Source organism: Micromonospora sp. NBRC 101691, from assembly GCF_030269285.1.
Taxonomy (GTDB): Bacteria; Actinomycetota; Actinomycetes; order Mycobacteriales; family Micromonosporaceae; genus Micromonospora; species Micromonospora echinospora.
Genome location: NZ_BSTB01000036.1, coordinates 16,013 through 33,488 on the forward strand (window position 1 = coordinate 16,013; position 17,476 = coordinate 33,488).

A 17,476-nucleotide genomic window follows, 5' to 3' on the forward strand; every position below is an offset into this window, starting at 1 on the left:
TCAGGCTACGGAGTGGGTGATCGTGCCGTGGTAGGTGCCGGCCACCACTCCCGCCGGGACCGCGATCCGCAGCGTCGGCGACCAGTACACGGTGTTGTTGCCGTTGCCGGCGGTCTTCCGGAAGGCGACCCGGGTCGCGCCGAGGGTCACCGCCTGCGCGGCAGTCGGCTGGCCGGGCACCAGCGTGCCCCCGCCGGTGCTCCGGGTCGCGGGACCGGACCAGTACGCCACCTGCGAGGCGGCGATGGTCCGGCCGCTGCCGCCCGCCCCGGTGACGAAGACCGCCGCGGAGACCGTGACCGTCCAGGTGTTCGGGTTCAACGAGCCTCGACGGTCCTCGACGACCACCGTGCCGAGCGAGCCGGTGATCGTGCCGCCGGCGGTGGTGGCACCGATGTTGACCGACTCCGGTGCCGTGATGTCGAGGTTCACGGCCTGCGGGATCGGCACGATGGCCGGGGTGCCACGCCCCCATGCCGGCTCGCCGGAGAACGGAACCCCGCCGACTCCGAGCAGCAGCCCCAACAGGAACGGTGATATACGCACGTTACCTACTATAGAGGGATATTTGCCCGTTTTACTCCCCGACTGCCCGGTCGACCGCCGCGAGGACCACCGGCTCGGCCATCGCGTAGTACCGCTGGTCGTCCCCGGCCGTGTCGACCGGGGTGCGGAGACGCTCCAGCCCCACGTACCCGTCGGCCGCATAGCCCAGCCCCGGCGTCCAGCCCGTCCCGTCACGACCGACCGTGAACCGGAAGCGGGACCGCTCGACGCCGTCGGCCGGGTCGAGGGTGACCAGTTCCTTCTCTCCGGTCAGCAGGTGTACGCGGCCCGGCTGCGCGGCGACCACCGTGGTTCCCGGACCGAGGTCGACCCGGCGCCACAACTCGTCGCCGGTGAGCGCCGACCGGGCGACCACCGTTCCGTCGGTCACCGAGACACCGACCTCCCCGACGAGCACCGTGCCGGCGCGGTCGAGGCCCAGGGCGGCCACGGGTGACCTGCCGTCGACCAGCCAGCCCCGACCACCGTCCTCGCCGGCCGCGCCCCCGCCGCCCGGGTCGGCGCCCCCGGTCTCGGCGATGTGCAGACCACCGCAGTTCGAGCGGGCGGTGGCACATCCGGTCGGGGTGACGATCACCTCCGCGCCCGCCCCCGGCGGACTCCAGCGTTCGACCACCGCGCCGCTGGTGGCATCGCGGAACTCGACGACCGGGCTGCCCGCGCACCGGTCCAGCGTGGCGAGGAGACCCGCGACCGTGGTCCCGACATCGGTACGGCAACCGGGGTCGACGTCGACCCGCCAGAGCTGCCGACCGGTGACCAGGTCGGTCCCCTGCATCTCCCGGTCACCGACGACGAGCACCACCGTCCCGCGCGGGCCGGTCGCGGTGTGCAGGCCGGTCGGCTGCCAGACGGTTCCCGCGCCGGTACGCCGCCCCGTGTAGCCCTCCTGCGGGGCGGGGGCGTCCACCTGCCAGACGACCCGGCCGGTGTCGGCGTCGAGAGCCACCAGCCGCCCGTCCGACCAACGGCTCACCACCGTCGTCCCGGCGGCCACCACGCCACTGAGCTGGGCCGGCCACCGCCGGTACGACCAGTACGGGGTGTTCCGTTGGCGGTCGTCGACCGGCTCGTCGGCCCAGACCTGCCGGGTCGTCGCGTACACCCGCAGCCGACCGTCGACGATCAGCGGGGCGGTGGAGAAGCGCCCGACCGGACCGACCTCCGGCTCGACGGCCGGCGGCCGTTCCCCACGGGCCACGGTGACGACCTCGGCCGGGGCGAGCACGCGGTACACGGTGGCGGCGGCCAGCCCGGCGACGAGCAGCGCCGCGACCGCGACGACGATCCGCCGCCGGCCCTTCGGGATCCCCATGACCCACCTCCGCCCGGCACCCTACCCAGCGAAGGAGCCCCGCACCGGCGCAGGTGGTGCCCGAGCGGCCCGGCACCCGGGCATCCGACCCGATGGTCGACGGTCGGAGGTTCACGTCCCGCCTGGCAGCGGGCGACGCCGAACCCCTCGACCGCCGGATCCACCAGGCTCAGGGCCGCAGTTCTCCCCTACGCAGCCCGGCGACGAACGCCGACCACCCCGGCGGGCTGACCGCGAGCGTGGGACCGGTCAGGTCCTTGGAGTCACGCACGCCGACCACGCCGAGGGTGTCGACCACGTTGTCCGCCACCTCCACGCAGAGCCCCTGGTCGTTGGAGCGGCTGCTCTTGCGCCAGACGGCGCCGACGAGATCGTTCATCTCGCTTACCTCCCTGTCCGGTGGGACGTCCCACGACTGCCGCCGCCCTGGCGGGCGGCGGATCCGGGACGATCAACGGAGGAGGCGAAGACGGCGGTCGGACCCCTTGTGCGACCGGAGGGCCGCCGACCTGCGGCGACGGTCCGGACCGGCGGACCATCCACCGGACCCGGCCGGCGGTCAGGCAGCGGCCCCCGGCCGGCGGTCGTTCGGCGGAGTCCGGCCGGCGGTCAGGGGGACGGGATGTTCCCGCCGGCCGGTCAGGTGGCGGGGAGGATGGTGCCGGTCACCTCGCCGAGGGCGATGACGGTGCCGTCCGGGCCGGGCGCGGTGGCCGTCAGGGTGACCGTGTCCCCGTCCTCCAGGAAGGTGCGGGTGCCGTCGCCGACCCGGACCGGCTCGCTGCCGCCCCAGGTCAGCTCCAGGAACGAGCCGGCCTGGCCACGCTCGGGACCGGACACGGTGCCCGAGGCGTACAGGTCGCCGGGCCGCAGCGACGCGCCGTTGACGGTCAGGTGGGCGAGCTGCTGGGCCGGGGTCCAGTACATACCGGCGAAGGGTGGCTCGCTGACCCGCTCGCCGTTCCACTCGACGGTCAGCCGCAGGTCGAGCCCCTGGTGTGGGACGTCCCGCAGGTAGTCGAGCACGGTCGGGTCCTGTTCCGGGGCCGGCACGAAGGCGTCGGCGAGCGCGTCCAACGGGGTGACCCAGGCCGAGACCGAGGTGGCGAAGGACTTGCCGAGGAAGGGGCCGAGGGGCTGGTACTCCCACGCCTGGATGTCCCGCGCCGACCAGTCGTTGACCAGCACCACGCCGAAGACGTGGTCGGCGAAATCGTCGGCGGAGACCCGGTGTCCCAACGGCGAGCCGACGCCCACCACGAAGCCGACCTCGGCCTCGATGTCGAGGCGTACCGAGGGGCCGAAGACCGGGCCGTCGGCGCTGGCGCGCTGCCCGGTGGGGCGGACCACCGGCGTGCCGGAGACCACCACCGTGCCGGCCCGGCCGTGGTACCCGACCGGCAGGTGCTTCCAGTTCGGCAGCAGTGGCGGCTGGCCGGGGCGGAAGATCTGCCCGACGTTCGACGCGTGGTGCTCCGACGAGTAGAAGTCGACGTAGTCGGCGACCTCGAACGGCAGGGCCATCTCCACCTCGGCGAGCGGCACCAGCAGCGGCTCCACCGCCGATTGGTGCGCCGGGTCGGTGAGCAGCTCGACCAGGCGTTGCCGGACGGCCGTCCACTGCGGACGCCCGAGCGCCATGAAGTCGTTCAACGTGGGCCGACCGAACGCCCCGGCGGCCAGCACCAGCCCGGCCTCCTCCGCGCCGGTCAGGTCGAGCACGAGATCGGCGACGCGTACGCCGATCCGGGGCTCCCGCCCACCGTGCCGGAACACTCCGTACGGCAGGTTCGTGACGCCGTACGGCGATCCTGCGGCACCCGTCACCCAGCTCATCGAGTCCAGCCTCCGTCCACCAGCCCCAGCCGGATCAGGTCGGTCAGGGGTTCCTGCACGCTGCACGAGCCGAAGCCCACCCAGAGCGGGCGTGCCTCGTCGCGTCCGGGCTCCACCTGCTGGAGCAGCGGACGCGGATCGGTCCTGGTCAGCACCTCGGTGACCGCCTTCACCCCGGCGCCCTCGGCCGCCGCGCCCACGGCGGCCAGCACGTTGACGAAGCCGTGGTGGGTGAACCCGGTCTCCGGGTCGAGGTGGCGGGTCGCGTGGTGCAGCCCGGCGGTGAGCTTGAAGGGCAGCTTCCGGTCGCGACAGGCGCAGACCACGGTGGCCAATTCACCGGGGGTGGGGAAGAGTTCGGCGGCCAGTCCACCGGTACGGAACTTGGCCGCGATCCGGACGCCGGCGGACCGCTGCTCGGCGAGCCGGTCGAGCGCGTTCATCAGGCCCCAGGCCAGCGGGATCTCGGCGTACACGTCGAGTTCGGGGTGGCCGGCGGCGAGGGCGGTCAGTTCGGCGAGCCCGGGCAGCGGGTCCTCGCCACGCCGGGCGACCGCCGCTTCCACCTGACGTACGCGCAGCCGGGGGTCGGCCGCCGCGCAGGCCGCCCCGAGGTGGTCGAGCGGGACGTTCCCGATCACGCCGACGTCGAGCCGCCCGGTGGTCGCCGGTCGGGAGCCGTTCCCGTCGACACCCGCCGGTCGGGAGCCGTTCCCGTCGACACCCGCCGGTCGGGAGCCGTTCCCGTCGACACCCGCCGACCGGGACCCGTGGTCGCCTCCGCCGGTGGCCGCCTGCTCCGACGCGTCGAGCAGCCGGGCCAGGTCGGGCAGGGCCGAGGCCGGCACGAGCAGCGGGCCGACCAGGTCGGCGTACCAGGAGGCGCGGTGCCGGCGGTGGGCGGCGAGGGCGTCGGGCAGGGACGCGCTGCCGGGCGGGAAGACCGCGGCGTCGTCGACGAGTCCGGCGAGGAACCGGGGCACCTGCGTTGACACGAGACAAGAATCTACGGGACGCTACGAGTAGCGGACAACAGCGTCCGACTATCGGACACACTCGGCCGGTGCCTGGGACTGATCAGGAGGCGAGATGCCGTACTACCGCAGCGTCGGAGAGGTGCCGCGCAAGCGCCACACCCAGTTCCGCCAGCCCGACGGCAGCCTGTACGCCGAGGAACTGATGGGCCAGGAGGGCTTCTCCTCCGACTCGTCCCTGCTGTACCACCGGTACGCCCCCACCGCGATCGTCGCCGCCGAGGAGTTCGCCCCACCGGCGGTGACCCGGGTGCCGAACCTGCCGCTCAAGCCCCGCCACCTGCGCACCCACAAGCTCGACGGCAGCCCTGCCGACCCGGTGCTGGGCCGGCGGTACCTGCTCGCCAACGACGACGTGCGGATCGCCTACGTGCTCGCCGACCGACCGTCGCCGCTGTTCCGGGACGCCACCGGCGACCACTGCCTCTACGTCGAGTCCGGCGCGCTCCGGGTGGAGTCGACGTTCGGCGTGCTCGACGCGGTCGCCGGCGACTACGTCGTCATCCCCACCTCGACGATCCACCGCCTGGTGCCCACCGGCGACGAGCCGGCCCGACTGTTGGCGATCGAGGCGGCCGGGCACGTCGGCCCGCCCAAGCGCTACCTCTCGGTCCGGGGGCAGTTCCTGGAGCACTCGCCGTACTGCGAACGCGACGTCCGGGGGCCGGACGCACCGCTGCTCGTCGACGGCGAGGAGGTGGAGGTCCTGGTCCGGCACCGGCGCGGTTGGACCCGGTACGTCTACGCCCACCACCCGTTCGACGTGGTCGGCTGGGACGGCCACCTGTACCCGTGGGCGTTCTCCATCCACGACTTCGAGCCGATCACCGGCCGGATCCACCAGCCGCCGCCGGTGCACCAGACCTTCCAGGGCCCGAACTTCGTGATCTGCTCGTTCGTGCCGCGCAAGGTGGACTACCACCCGGACGCGATCCCGGTGCCGTACAACCACCACAACGTCGACTCCGACGAGATGCTCTTCTACACCGGCGGCAACTACGAGGCCCGGCGCGGCTCCGGCATCGAGCAGGGGTCGATCTCGCTGCACCCGTCCGGCTTCACGCACGGTCCCCAGCCGGGCGCGGCGGAACGCTCGATCGGCGCCGACTACTTCGACGAGCTCGCCGTCATGGTCGACACCTTCCGCCCGCTGGACCTCTGCGACGCGGCGGCCGAGTGCGAGGACCCGGGCTACGCCTGGACCTGGGCCCGCCGCCCCTGACCCGGCCCCGCCGGCCCGCTCCCTCACCGGCACCCTGCTGAGGTGGTAGCAGGGGACCCCTGCACGTCAAAAAGCGGTAACAGGGGTCCCCTGCTACCACCCGGCGACCGGGCCCAGCCGCCTCAGCGCACCGGGCGGGAGAACACGGCGAGTTCGGCGACCGCCGTCGCCGTGATCGCCAGCACCAACGGCCAGGGGGTGCCGACCAGGGCGTAGAGCAGGATCAGGGCGGGCGCGGCGGCCACCGCGTACACGGCCAGGGCCAACGTCCGGTCGGTGCGCAGCAGGCCGGGAAGGATGGCGCTGGTCAGGTTGGGCACCTTCGCGGCGTACCGCCACACCACCAGCGCCCCGCCGAGCGCGGCGACCGCCGCGAAGCCCCGGGACAGCCCGCCGCTCCCGGCGGCCAGGCAGGCCACCAGGACGGTGGCCACCAGCGACCAGCCGGCGCCGTAGAGCACCAGCCGGCGCAACCCGTCGGAGATGGTCCGCCCCGAGTCGACCCGGCCGGGGCTGATCGCCGCAGCGGCGGCCAGGTGTTCCAGCGCTTCGGCGTAGCGCCGCTGCTCCAGCCGGATGACGCCGATGTCGTGCTGCGCCTCGCCCAGTTCCGGGTCGAGGCGCAACGCCTCGGAGTAGGCCCGCTCGGCCAGGTCGAACAGTTCGAGCCGGGCGGCGACCAGGCCGAGCACCAGGTGCGCCTGCGGATCCTCGGGGGCCAGTTCCACCCCGCGCCACGCCGCGTTGAGCGCCAGCTGTCCGTTGCGCGCGCCGGCCAGGATCGCCGCCGCGCTGCGCTGGGCGTACGCGTCGTCCGGCCCGAGCGTCAGAATCTCGTCGGCGGTACGGGCGGCCTCGGCGTACCGCTCCAGGTCGGACAGGGCCAGTCCCCGCGCGACCAGGGGTTCGACCACGCCGGGCGCGGCTGCCGCCGCCGACTCGGCGGCGGTGAGCGCCTCGGCGGCGCGTCCGGCCGCCAGGTGTACCCGGGCCAGCATGGTCAACGCCGGGGCGTGGGTCGGGTCCCGGGCGAGCAGGTGGGCGAGTTCGCCGGCCGCCTCGTCGTAGCGGCCCAGCTCGGCGAGGAGCTGGGCGCGTTGGAGGTAGCTCTCCGGGGACTCGGTCTCCTCGGTCATGCCGGGTCGCCCTCGCCGCCGTGCTCGGGTCCGGCGGCGGAGACGTTCGCCGGACCGGCCGGGGCGGGCGGGTCGAGCGGGTACACCAGGGCCACCGCGACGCCGGCCAGCCCCTCGCCCCGGCCGGTGAAGCCGAGCCCGTCGGTGGTCGCGGCGGTCAGCGACACCGGTGCGCCGACCGCCTCGGTGAGCACCCGCTGCGCCTCGTCCCGGCGGGGGCCGATCTTCGGACGGTTGCCGACCACCTGCACCGAGACGTTGCCGATCTCGAAGCCGGCAGCGCGTACCCGGCGGGCGCTCTCGGTGAGCAGGGCGATCCCGGAGGCTCCCGCCCACTCCGGTTCGGAGACGCCGTAGTTGGCGCCCAGGTCGCCGAGGCCGGCGGCGGAGAGCAGCGCGTTGCAGGCCGCGTGGGCGACCACGTCGGCGTCGGAGTGACCGGCCAGCCCGACCTCGCCGGGCCAGTGCAGCCCGGCCAGCCAGCAGGGGCGACCGGGCGCGAAGGCGTGGATGTCGGTGCCGACGGCCACCCGGGGAACGATCATGGAGCCAGGGTACGCGTCAGGCGCGTACGGTCAGCAGGTGCTCGGCCAGCGCCAGGTCGAACGGACGGGTGATCTTCATGGCGTACTCGGAACCGGGTACGCAGACCACCGGGACGCCCTGCTTCTCGACCAGTCCGGCGTCGTCGGTCAGCGGATCGACGGCGGCGGCGTGCGCGGCGGCCAGCACCGCCCGGCGGAAGCCCTGCGGCGTCTGCACGGCCCGCAGGACGGACCGGTCGACCGTGCCCCGCACCACCTCGTCGGCGGAGACCTCCTTGACGGTGTCCACCACCGGCAGAACCGGGATGACCGCGTCGTGCCCGGAGCGGACCGCCGCGGCGACCGACTCGACGAGTTCGGCGGGGACGAGCGCCCGGGCCGCGTCGTGCACGAGGACGATCTGAGGACCGGCCGGCACGGCGGCCAACGCGGCGGCGACCGAGTCCTGCCGCTGCGCCCCACCGGGAACGACGGTGACCGGGGCGACCGGGGCGAGCAGGTCCCGGACGGCGGGGACGTCGGCGACCGGCGCGGCGACGACGATCGTGTGCACCGACGGCGCGGCGGCGATCCGGCGTACCGCGTGCACGAGCAGAGGTTCACCGGCCAGCGGCCGGAGCGCCTTGGGAGCGCCGGGGCCGAGCCGGATCCCGGCACCGGCCGCAGGCACGAGGACCGCGACGTCACCGCACGGATTGAGCTGCGCGGTCACGTCGCGGTCCTCGTTTTTCTTTGCTACGGGGTGGGTACGACGATGCTGTGGAAACTAGGCCTCGGTCAGAACCTTGTCGAGCAGCGTCTCCGCCTCGTCCTTGGTGCTCTTCTCGGCCAGCGCGACCTCGCCGACGAGAATGTCCCGGGCCTTGGCCAGCATCCGCTTCTCGCCAGCGGAGAGGCCCCGCTCGCGCTCCCGCCGCCACAGGTCGCGGACGACCTCGGCCACCTTCAGCGGGTTACCGGAGGCCAGCTTCTCCAGATTCGCCTTGTAACGCCGCGACCAGTTGGTCGGCTCCTCGGTGTGCGGAGCGCGGAGGACGTCGAAGACCTTACCCAGGCCCTCTTCGCCGACCACCTCGCGCACGCCCACGATCTCGGCGTTCTCAGCGGGCACCCGGACCGTGAGGTCACCCTGCGCAACCCTCAGGACGAGGTACTGCTTAGGCTCACCCTTGATGACCCGAGTCTCGATTGCCTCGATGAGTGCGGCCCCGTGGTGGGGGTAAACAACGGTCTCGCCGACACTGAAAACCATAGGTTCGAAACCCCTTTCGCTGTGTCTAGGGTAACACGCTCAGGCACCGATGTCTCACTGCAGTCCTGACCGTAAGCGCAGCTCAGGGGCCATGTGAGAGGCATTTCTTCGGCTTGACATGCAGTCAAACCAATGATTTGAACACGCTCCGTAACAGTCGGAACACGTCCCGGTGCGGGTGTCCGGGCCATCCGCCACGGGGTTGTCCCGCGAGGCGCGGGGTCCAGGGGATGCACTCGTTCGATGGTACCGGCCGGTACAAGGACGCGTCCGGGTGTAGCGCCGGGCGGCCCGGTTGGAGGACATTGGAGGCACCCCTCCTTCCCCACCACCACCATGGCTCCCGGAGGTCTCATGGGCATGCCCGAACCCAACGGCCACTGGTCCACCGACGGCCTGCCCGACCTGCCGCCCGAATGGGGACGGGTGGTCGTTCCGGACGACGCCTCCGCGCTGGCCCAGGAGGCCGCCCAGGTCCGTCGTGAGCTGCGCGAGGCCCGCCGGGACACGCGACGGCGCTCGTTCCGGGCCACCCTGACCCTGCCGGTGCTGATCCTGGTCGTGGCGGTGCTCGCCACCCTGGCCGGACTGGGCACGGTCGCCTGGTCCCGGGCCGAGCCCTCCACCGCCCGCTCCGCCCCGGCCCCGGCGCGGGACCCGCTGCCCGACCCGGTCGGGCGTCCGCTGCCGGCCCTGGACCTGGTCGACGGCGCCCAGGCTCCGGTGCCGCTGCGCAGCCTCCTACCGGCGGTGATCCTGCTGGTCGACGCCTGCCCGTGCCCGGAACGGGTGGCCGAGGCGGCCACCGCCGCCCCGCCGGGGGTACAGGTGGTCACCGTGGTCGGCGGACGCACCGTGCCCACCGCCGGGGCAGGGCACACCACCGGCGTCCGGCGGCTCGCCGACCCGGCCGACGGGCTGCGCGCGCTGACGCACGCCGACCCGGTCCCCGGCGCAAGCGACGTGATCCTGGTGGACCGCGCCGGCACCGTCGTCCGGGTCGTCCCGGCGGTCAAGTCGGTCGAGGACTACCGGGCGGACCTGACCCGGCTGGCCGGCTGAGCCGCGGGGATCAGTCCAGGGCGACCAGCATCGCCGTGAGCTCCACCGCGCCGACCTGCGGGTGCGCGATGCGGACGGAGAGTGTGCCACCGGTCGAGACGAGGGCCAGTGAGTGCAGCGACCCGTCACACCCGGCGGACCGCCGGCCGTCCCAGCGCCGGCCGACGCCCATCCGGACCTGCAGGTCGCCGGCGTCGCCCCCGTCACAGATCACCAGCAGGTGGTACCGGACCCCCGGCTCGGTGGCGGACTGCCGGCGCACCTCACGGACGTTGTCGGTCAGCAGCCGGTGTTCCCGCCACACCACCGTGCCGAGCCGGGACGAGCCTTCGGCATCGTCCGGGCCGGCCCCGAGGATCCGTCCCGACGAGGGGTCGATCGTCACCCGGGTGCCCGCCGGGTAACGCTCCGGAAGGTAGAGGACCGCTCCGGTCGCGGGGTCGACCACCGCCGGGGCGCCCTCGCCGCTCCGGGGTGGCTCGGGGCGGACCAGAGCGGAACCGGGGGCGGTGCCGGCGCGCAGCACGAGATCGGCCCGGGGCGCCATCGCGGCGCCCGGCGTGGCCCCGGGGTCGGCGGCGGTCCACCAGCCCGCGCTGGCGACCAGCGCGACCACGGTCAGCCCGGCCAGCCACCCGGTCCGGGACCGGCCCTCGGCGTGGGAGTCCATCAATCGAGCCTAACCGTCGGCGGCACCGCGCACCCCGTCCGACGGGTCCGGAACGGTCGGCGTTTCAGTCCCGGCGTTCCAGCAGGGCGGCGTAGAGGGTCAGGCCGGGGCCGAAGGCGAGCATGACGACCCGCTGCGGCGGTACGGGCTGCCGGAGCAGCCGGTCGAGGATCAGCAGCACCGTCGGCGAGGAGCAGTTGCCGTGCCCGGCCAGGGTCTCCCGGGAGGCGGCCAGGGCCCGCTCCGGCAGCGCCAGTTCCCGCTCCACCACGTCGAGGATGCGTGGCCCGCCGGGGTGCACCGCCCAACCGTCCACCCCGGACCGGTCGGCGCCGTGCCGGGCGATCAGGCCGTCGGCCAGGCCCCGGACGTGCTTCGAGAGCACCTTCGGGACCTTCGGGGAGAGTCCCATCCGGAATCCGGTGTCGGTGACCTCCCAGGTCATGTGGTCGGCGGTGGAGGTGTCGGTCAGGGCGGTCACCTCACGCAGCGCGTACCCCCGGCCGTCGGGCACGAGCACGGCGGCGACCGCGGCGTCCGAGAAGAGCGCGTGGGAGACGATCTGCTGGGTGTCCACCCGGGCCGCGACGGGCTGGATGTGCAGGCTGGTCAGCTCAGCGCAGAGCAGCAGCGCCGGCCGGCCCCGGGCGGCGACGAAGTCACCCGCCGCGCCGAGGCCGGGAAGCGCCGCGTAGCAGCCCATGTGCCCGACGAACATGCGTTGCGTGTCCGGCGCCATCCCCAGGTCGCGGGCGAGCATGATGTCCAGCCCCGGGGTGGCGTACCCGGTGCAGGAGCAGACCACGAAGAGCCCGACGTCACCGGCGGCGAGCCCGGCCGAGGCGAGCGCCCGGCCGGCCGCCTCCCGGCCGAGCGGCAGCGCCTCGACCTGGTAGCGGCGCATCCGTCGCTCCGTCGGCCACTCCGAGACGTCCTCCAGCAACGGGCTGACCGCCGCCTGCCGACGGCTCACCCCCGAGTTGGCGAAGATCCGCCGGGCCAACGCCCGGGTGGCACCGGAGTAGTGACCGGCGAAGAAGCCCGTCCAGAGTTCGTCCTGATCGGCCGACGACGGCTGCGCCGTACCGAGACCCGCGATCACCGGTACGGCCATGTCCCCACCTCTCGTCGCCCACCACCTGTTGAGGACCAACGAGGAACCGGGTCGTCCGGTCCGTCCCCGCCGGTCCCCGGCGTCCCCTTCTACCCTCGCCCGGCGTCGGCTACCCCCGCCGGACGCCTCTGCCCTGGTAGAGCACGGCCGTGGAGCGGGTGGGCACCATCCGGGGCCGCCGGCCCACCCGGGACGTGATCGGGGCCAGCGCCGGCACGGACCGCCGGAGCAGCCAGACCGCCACGCCGGCGACCTGAGGACGGATCCCGCGTACCCGCAGCGCCACGTCGTGCCGCGCGCACTCGCGCACCAGTTCGCGGTCGTCGACGAAGAGACGGGGGTCGTGGATGCCGCGCGGCACCGCCGGAAGTCGCTCACCGATCCGGACCGCGACCAGGCGGCTCAGGGCGGTGGCGTTGAGCGTGTCCAGCACCAACAATCCGCCGGGACGCAGCAGGCGGCACGCCTCGGCCACCGCCCGCCGCCAGTCGGGCACGTGCTCCAGCACCTCACCCGCCGCCACCACGTCCGCGCAGCCGTCCGCCAACGGGACCGCCGTGACGTCGGCGTTGACCGCCGTGACGCCGTGCGTGGCGGCCTGTTCCAGGGCGGAACGGGTCAGGTCCACCCCCACGTGCCGGTAGCCCTTGCCGGCCAGGTGCGGCGCGAGCAGCCCGGCCCCGCAGCCCAGGTCGACCAGGAGCGCACCGGGCCGACGGGCGGGCGGCACCAGCGCGGCACGGGCCTCGGCGAGCCAGTGCAGCATCGCGAACGCCCCGTCCGGCCGCCACCACTCGCCGGCCAGGTCGTCGTACTGCCGAGGGTCGTTCGGCGGCAGCACGGGCGGACGGTGGGACGGCGGCGCCAGACGGTCTCGCATGGAACGAGCGTGGCACGACCGGCCGGTAACGGCCAGACTTCCCCTTATGTGGCGAACGGTGTTAGGGCTGGTCAGAGCGTGTCATCCGGAACCGGCCGCCGCAGTGACCGTGGTGGCCGGGCTGCTCGCCTGGGGTGTCGGGCACACCGGCGCCGGTATCGCCTCGGTGGTGGCCACCGTGCTCGCCAGTCAACTCGCGGTCGGCTGGTCCAACGACCGGCTCGACGCCGACCGGGACGAGCTGGTCGGACGGGCCGACAAGCCCGTGGTCGCCGGCACGGTCAGCCGCCGCACGCTGGGCACGGGCGCGGTGCTGGCCGCGCTGGCGGCCCCGCTGGTGGCGCTGACCACCAACCCGGTGGCGGCGCTGTGCGCGACGGTCGGTCTGGTCTCCGCCCTGCTCTACAACTGGCCGCTGAAGTCCACTCCGGTCTCGGTGGTGCCGTACGCGGTCTCCTTCGGATCGTTGCCGGCGTTCGTGGTGCTGGCCCTGCCGGGCACGCCGGCCCCGCCGGTCTGGCAGGTGGCGGCCGGGGCACTGCTCGGCGCGGGCGCCCACTTCGCCAACGTCCTGCCCGACCTGGCCGACGACGCCCGCACCGGGGTGCACGGACTGCCGCACCGGCTCGGTGCCACCGGCAGCGGGGTGGCCGCCGCCGGGTTGCTGCTCGCCGCCACCCTCACCCTGGTGCTGGGGCCGGCCGGGCGGCCGTCCTGGGCGGGCCTGTCAGCGGTCGCCGCCGCCGCCGTGGTCCCGCCGCTGAGCTGGTACGGCAGCCGCCGCGCGGTGCGCGTCGGGGCCCGGCCGGTCGGCGTGTTCCGGGGCGTGCTCCTGGTCGCCCTGCTCGACGTGGTGCTGCTGGTGGCGAGCGGCCGGGTGCTCTGAAGGTGGCCCGCCGGCCGGTGGCCCGGGTACTCCGGACGTGCCCGCCGGCCGGCATTGCCGGGTCGCCGTGCACGGCTCGATCAGGTCCAACTACGCTGGAGCGCGGTCTGCGCGGGTATGGCCAGCGCACCGGGCGTACGTCCCGGTGGGGATCGCAACGAGGAGGACGCGACGTGACGCGCTCGATCAGGGGCTCCCGACGGGCGGCCGTGCTGCTGGCCGGTGCGGCGGCGGCGACGGGCCTGCTGGTGTCCGGCTGTGGTACCGGACAGATCGCGGAGACCGCGGTCAAGGAGCCGTCGGTCCAGGGCGTCAACACCGGCACCCCGGACGGCACCTACCTCGTCCGCGGCCTGGTGGTCGACTTCCCGGGCGGCGAGGGTTACCCGGCCGGTGGCGACGCGCCGCTGAGCGTGGTGCTCTACAACGACACGCCGGACCCGGTCACGGTCACGGTCAGCACCGACAGCGCGCGGGAGGTCGTGCTGGCCGGAGCCGGCGCATCCCCGTCCGCGAGCCCGAGCGAGCCGACCCCGGCCAGCCCGTCGGCCCCGGCGAGTCCGTCGGCTCCGGCCAGCCCGTCCGCCCCGGCCAGCCCGTCGGCGTCCGGCTCGGCGACCCCGGCGGCACCCGGTCTGACGAGCCCGTCGCCGACCGAGACGACCCCGGCCGGTGCGGCGCCCACCGTCGAGATCCCGCCGTTCGGCTACGCCCAGCTCAACCAGCAGGGTGGCCGGTACCTCCAGCTCGTCGGCCTGAACGAGGCGCTGCGCGCCGGTCAGCAGGTCAACCTGGTCTTCGACTTCGGCAACGGCAAGCGGGTCAGCACCCCGGCCCCGGTCGGCGTGCCGCTGTCGCCGCAGGCCCCGCCGTCGCCGATCATCGAGCGGCACGGTGGCGGGGGCGAGGAAGAGGGCGGCCACTGAGCCCCACCCCGGAACACCGACGACACCGTCGGCGTGGCGCAGGCCACGCCGGCGGTGTTCTCGTCGTACGGGTTGGCTAACGTCCTGGTGTGACGACCTCCCGAGCGACCCCGCGCGGCGCGACCGGTTCCGCCCGCACCCGGGCGGCCCGTGAGCCCCGCCCGGCGTACGAGTGCGACGCCTGCGGCCACCAACCGCCGAAATGGGTGGGACGCTGCCCGGAGTGCGGCGAGTGGGGCTCGGTGGTCGAGTGCACGCTCACCGGGCCGACAGTCTCCGGCCGGGTGGTCAGCTCCCGGATGCCGGCCGAGCCCGCCCGACCGATCGCCACCATCAGCGCCGCCCCCGCCAAGGCCCGCCCGACCGGCGTGGCCGAGCTGGACCGGGTGCTCGGCGGCGGCCTGGTGCCCGGCGCGGTGGTGCTGCTCGCCGGCGAGCCCGGGGTCGGCAAGTCCACCCTGCTGCTCGACGTGGCCCAGCAGTGGGCCGCCGGGGCGGGCAGCCCGTCACTCGTGGTCAGCGGCGAGGAGTCGGTCAGCCAGGTCCGGCTGCGGGCCGAGCGGATGGACGCCCTGCACGACCAGCTCTACCTCGCCGCCGAGAGCGACCTCGGCGCGGTGCTGGGGCACCTCGACGCGGTCAAGCCCGGCCTGCTGGTGCTCGACTCGGTGCAGACCATCTCCACCCCGGGCACCGACGGCGTGCCCGGCGGCGTGACCCAGGTGCGGGCGGTCACCGCCGCGCTGGTCTCGGTGGCCAAGGAGCGGGGCATCGCGACCGTCCTGGTCGGTCACGTCACCAAGGACGGCCAGGTCGCCGGTCCCCGGGTGCTGGAGCATCTGGTCGACGTGGTGCTCCACTTCGAGGGTGACAAGCACTCCTCGCTGCGGCTGGTCCGGGGCGTCAAGAACCGGTTCGGCGCGGCCGACGAGGTCGGCTGCTTCGAGATGCACGAGCGGGGCATCAGCAGCCTCGCCGACCCGTCCGGGCTGTTCCTGACCCGCTACGCCGAACCCGTGCCGGGCACCTGCGTGACGGTGGCGATGGAGGGGCGGCGGGCGCTGGTCACCGAGGTCCAGGCGTTGATCGGGGCCACGGTGGCCGGCTCGCCGAGGCGTACGGTCTCCGGGTTGGACGGTGCCCGGCTGGCGATGGTGCTCGCCGTGCTCCAGCGCCGCACCGAACGGCTGACACTGCACGACCGGGAGGTCTTCGCGGCGACCGTCGGCGGCATCCGGGTGGTCGAGCCCGCCGCCGACCTGGCGGTGGCGCTCGCGGTCGCCTCCGGCGGACTCAACCTGGCCATTGCCCCGCATCTGGTGGCGATCGGCGAGGTCGGGCTGACCGGTGAGGTACGCCGGGTCGGCGCGGTCCCACGCCGGCTGGCCGAGGCGGCGCGGCTCGGGTTCCGGCTGGCCCTGGTGCCCACCGGCTGCGGGCCGGGGGCCTCGGGGGTCGGTGCGCCGGAGAACATGCAGGTGATCGAGGTCGCCGACGTCCGGGCGGCGTTGCAGTGCGCGGCGCGGGCCTCGGCCGAGTGACCACCGTCCGGACGGTGGTCCGACCGTCTTCCGCAGGTGGGGAGGGGAAACGGACACTGTGACACATCACAGTAACCACGGCAGCACCCAACGCATGCCAGTCCGTAGACTGTCCGCGTGCCGATCGACCGCGATGCCAGCAAGCCAGCCGGCGCGACGCCCCACGCCCGTAGCGGCCCCCTGGGCTCGCCGGCACGACCGATCAGCGTCAGCGTGACCGGCGTCGCGAGCACCTTCGGCGCCGGAGGTGACCCGCTCCGGGCGAACCTCGCCCTCATGGCGCCCGGCACCGCGCTCCGCGACGGCCTGGAGCGCATCCTGCGGGGCCGGACGGGCGCGTTGATCGTCCTCGGGTACGACAAGACCGTCGAGACGCTCTGCACCGGCGGCTTCCCGCTGGACGTGGAGTTCTCCGCCACCCGCATCCGGGAACTCTGCAAGATGGACGGTGCGGTCGTGCTCTCCAGCGACGGCACGCGCATCGTCCGGGCCGCCGTGCACCTGATGCCCGACCCGTCCATCCCGACCGAGGAGTCGGGCACCCGGCACCGCACCGCCGAGCGGGTGGCCCGGCAGACCGGCTACCCGGTCATCTCGGTCAGCCAGTCGATGCGGATCATCAGCCTCTACGTCAACGGCCAGCGACACGTGCTGGACGACTCGGCGGCCATCCTCTCCCGGGCCAACCAGGCGCTGGCCACCCTGGAGCGCTACAAGCTGCGGCTGGACGAGGTCTCCGGCACGCTCTCCGCGCTGGAGATCGAGGATCTGGTCACCGTCCGGGACGCGGTGGCCGTGGTGCAGCGCCTGGAGATGGTCCGCCGGATCGCCGACGAGATCGCCGGCTACGTGGTCGAGCTGGGCACCGACGGCCGACTGCTCGCCCTGCAACTCGACGAGCTGATGGCCGGGGTGGACGCCGACCGCACCCTGGTCATCCGGGACTACCTCCCCAGCGGACGCAAGTCCCGCACCCTGGACGAGGCCCTGGTCGAGCTGGACCTGCTCGGCGCGACCGAGCTGATCGACCTGGTCGCGGTGGCCAAGGCCATCGGCTACCCGGGCGCGTCCGACGCGCTGGAGGCGGCGGTCAGCCCGCGCGGGTTCCGGCTGCTGGCCAAGGTGCCCCGCCTGCCGGTGGCCATCGTCGACCGGCTGGTGCTGCACTTCGGCAGCCTCCAGCGTCTGCTCGGGGCGACCGTGGAGGACCTCCAGGCGGTCGAGGGGGTCGGTGACGCCCGGGCCCGCGGCGTCCGGGAGGGCCTGTCCCGGCTGGCCGAGGCGTCGATCCTGGAGCGCTACGTCTGAGCCCTCGCTCCACCCCCGTCAGGTGGTAGCAGGGGACCCCTGTTACTCGTTTCTGGGCGGATTCGAGGGGTCGTTGCAACACAGGTGATCAACTGGTTTCGGTGAGGAGTTTAGCGAGGCGCTCGGCTGGGGTGTCCCAGCCGAGTGTTTTGCGTGGTCGGCCGTTGAGTTCGGCGGCTACC

18 protein-coding genes are annotated in these 17,476 nt (G+C 74.0%); 6 read left to right on the forward strand and 12 right to left on the reverse strand.

Features of this window, described 5'->3' with window-relative positions; translation table 11 throughout:
- From QSK20_RS31345 to QSK20_RS31365, 5 genes are all read right to left on the reverse strand, one after another.
- Complete coding sequence (locus QSK20_RS31345) at window positions 1-546, reverse strand: hypothetical protein (protein ID WP_285792226.1); 546 nt, start codon at window positions 544-546, stop codon at window positions 1-3.
- 31 nt (window positions 547-577) lie between these two features.
- On the reverse strand, window positions 578-1,882 hold the full coding sequence (locus tag QSK20_RS31350; RefSeq protein ID WP_285792227.1) for an outer membrane protein assembly factor BamB family protein: 1,305 nt from the start codon (window positions 1,880-1,882) through the stop codon (window positions 578-580).
- 169 nt (window positions 1,883-2,051) lie between these two features.
- Window positions 2,052-2,261: a DUF397 domain-containing protein gene (locus tag QSK20_RS31355; RefSeq protein WP_145835036.1), complete on the reverse strand. Its 210-nt coding sequence runs from the start codon at window positions 2,259-2,261 to the stop codon at window positions 2,052-2,054.
- Window positions 2,262-2,521: 260 nt separating this feature from the next.
- A complete protein-coding gene (gene fahA, locus QSK20_RS31360) occupies window positions 2,522-3,718 on the reverse strand; it encodes a fumarylacetoacetase (protein WP_285792228.1) in 1,197 nt (398 codons plus the stop codon).
- Window positions 3,715-4,713, reverse strand: a complete 999-nt coding sequence (locus tag QSK20_RS31365; RefSeq protein WP_285792229.1) for a hypothetical protein — start codon at window positions 4,711-4,713, stop codon at window positions 3,715-3,717. Before QSK20_RS31365 ends, fahA begins: the two co-directional genes overlap by 4 nt.
- 94 nt (window positions 4,714-4,807) lie before the next feature.
- Here QSK20_RS31365 and QSK20_RS31370 point away from each other — a divergent pair, with 94 nt between their 5' ends.
- A complete protein-coding gene (locus tag QSK20_RS31370) occupies window positions 4,808-5,974 on the forward strand; it encodes a homogentisate 1,2-dioxygenase (protein ID WP_285792230.1) in 1,167 nt (388 codons plus the stop codon).
- 122 nt (window positions 5,975-6,096) lie between these two features.
- On the opposite strand, the gene QSK20_RS31375 is transcribed toward QSK20_RS31370, so the two are convergent.
- The 4 genes from QSK20_RS31375 to QSK20_RS31390 are packed head-to-tail and all read right to left on the reverse strand — an operon-like array spanning window position 6,097 to window position 8,907.
- The gene (locus QSK20_RS31375; RefSeq protein WP_285792231.1) at window positions 6,097-7,110 is read right to left on the reverse strand and encodes a tetratricopeptide repeat protein; all 1,014 of its coding nucleotides are present in this window, start codon (window positions 7,108-7,110) and stop codon (window positions 6,097-6,099) included.
- Window positions 7,107-7,655 carry a 2-C-methyl-D-erythritol 2,4-cyclodiphosphate synthase gene (gene ispF / locus QSK20_RS31380; protein WP_502889091.1) on the reverse strand — a complete coding sequence of 183 codons (549 nt, stop codon included), beginning with the start codon at window positions 7,653-7,655 and terminating at the stop codon, window positions 7,107-7,109. Before ispF ends, QSK20_RS31375 begins: the two co-directional genes overlap by 4 nt.
- 16 nt (window positions 7,656-7,671) lie before the next feature.
- Complete coding sequence (gene ispD / locus QSK20_RS31385; RefSeq protein ID WP_285792232.1) at window positions 7,672-8,367, reverse strand: 2-C-methyl-D-erythritol 4-phosphate cytidylyltransferase; 696 nt, start codon at window positions 8,365-8,367, stop codon at window positions 7,672-7,674.
- A gap of 54 nt (window positions 8,368-8,421) precedes the next feature.
- Window positions 8,422-8,907 (reverse strand): CarD family transcriptional regulator, encoded by a 486-nt coding sequence (locus QSK20_RS31390; RefSeq protein WP_007073334.1) that lies wholly within the window; start codon window positions 8,905-8,907, stop codon window positions 8,422-8,424.
- A 354-nt stretch (window positions 8,908-9,261) separates the two neighbouring features.
- On the opposite strand from QSK20_RS31390, the gene QSK20_RS31395 reads away from it, so the two are divergent.
- A complete protein-coding gene (locus QSK20_RS31395; protein WP_285792233.1) occupies window positions 9,262-9,969 on the forward strand; it encodes a hypothetical protein in 708 nt (235 codons plus the stop codon).
- A 10-nt stretch (window positions 9,970-9,979) separates the two neighbouring features.
- Here QSK20_RS31395 and QSK20_RS31400 read toward each other — a convergent pair whose 3' ends face one another.
- The 3 genes from QSK20_RS31400 to QSK20_RS31410 form a co-directional block, all read right to left on the reverse strand.
- On the reverse strand, window positions 9,980-10,639 hold the full coding sequence (locus QSK20_RS31400; protein WP_285792234.1) for a hypothetical protein: 660 nt from the start codon (window positions 10,637-10,639) through the stop codon (window positions 9,980-9,982).
- Window positions 10,640-10,703: 64 nt separating this feature from the next.
- On the reverse strand, window positions 10,704-11,753 hold the full coding sequence (locus tag QSK20_RS31405; RefSeq protein WP_285792235.1) for a type III polyketide synthase: 1,050 nt from the start codon (window positions 11,751-11,753) through the stop codon (window positions 10,704-10,706).
- 109 nt (window positions 11,754-11,862) lie between these two features.
- Complete coding sequence (locus QSK20_RS31410) at window positions 11,863-12,633, reverse strand: methyltransferase domain-containing protein (protein WP_285792236.1); 771 nt, start codon at window positions 12,631-12,633, stop codon at window positions 11,863-11,865.
- Here QSK20_RS31410 and QSK20_RS31415 point away from each other — a divergent pair.
- The 4 genes from QSK20_RS31415 (at window position 12,632) to disA (ending at window position 17,294) form a co-directional block, all read left to right on the forward strand.
- Window positions 12,632-13,519 carry a UbiA family prenyltransferase gene (locus QSK20_RS31415; protein WP_285792237.1) on the forward strand — a complete coding sequence of 296 codons (888 nt, stop codon included), beginning with the start codon at window positions 12,632-12,634 and terminating at the stop codon, window positions 13,517-13,519. The two genes, QSK20_RS31410 and QSK20_RS31415, sit on opposite strands and share 2 nt — an antisense overlap.
- 173 nt (window positions 13,520-13,692) lie before the next feature.
- Window positions 13,693-14,445 carry a hypothetical protein gene (locus QSK20_RS31420; RefSeq protein ID WP_285792238.1) on the forward strand — a complete coding sequence of 251 codons (753 nt, stop codon included), beginning with the start codon at window positions 13,693-13,695 and terminating at the stop codon, window positions 14,443-14,445.
- An 89-nt stretch (window positions 14,446-14,534) separates the two neighbouring features.
- Entirely contained in the window at window positions 14,535-15,986 is a 1,452-nt protein-coding gene (gene radA, locus QSK20_RS31425; protein ID WP_145835023.1) for a DNA repair protein RadA, read from the forward strand.
- A 117-nt stretch (window positions 15,987-16,103) separates the two neighbouring features.
- Complete coding sequence (gene disA / locus QSK20_RS31430) at window positions 16,104-17,294, forward strand: DNA integrity scanning diadenylate cyclase DisA (protein ID WP_285792239.1); 1,191 nt, start codon at window positions 16,104-16,106, stop codon at window positions 17,292-17,294.
- Window positions 17,295-17,476: the final 182 nt, after the last annotated feature.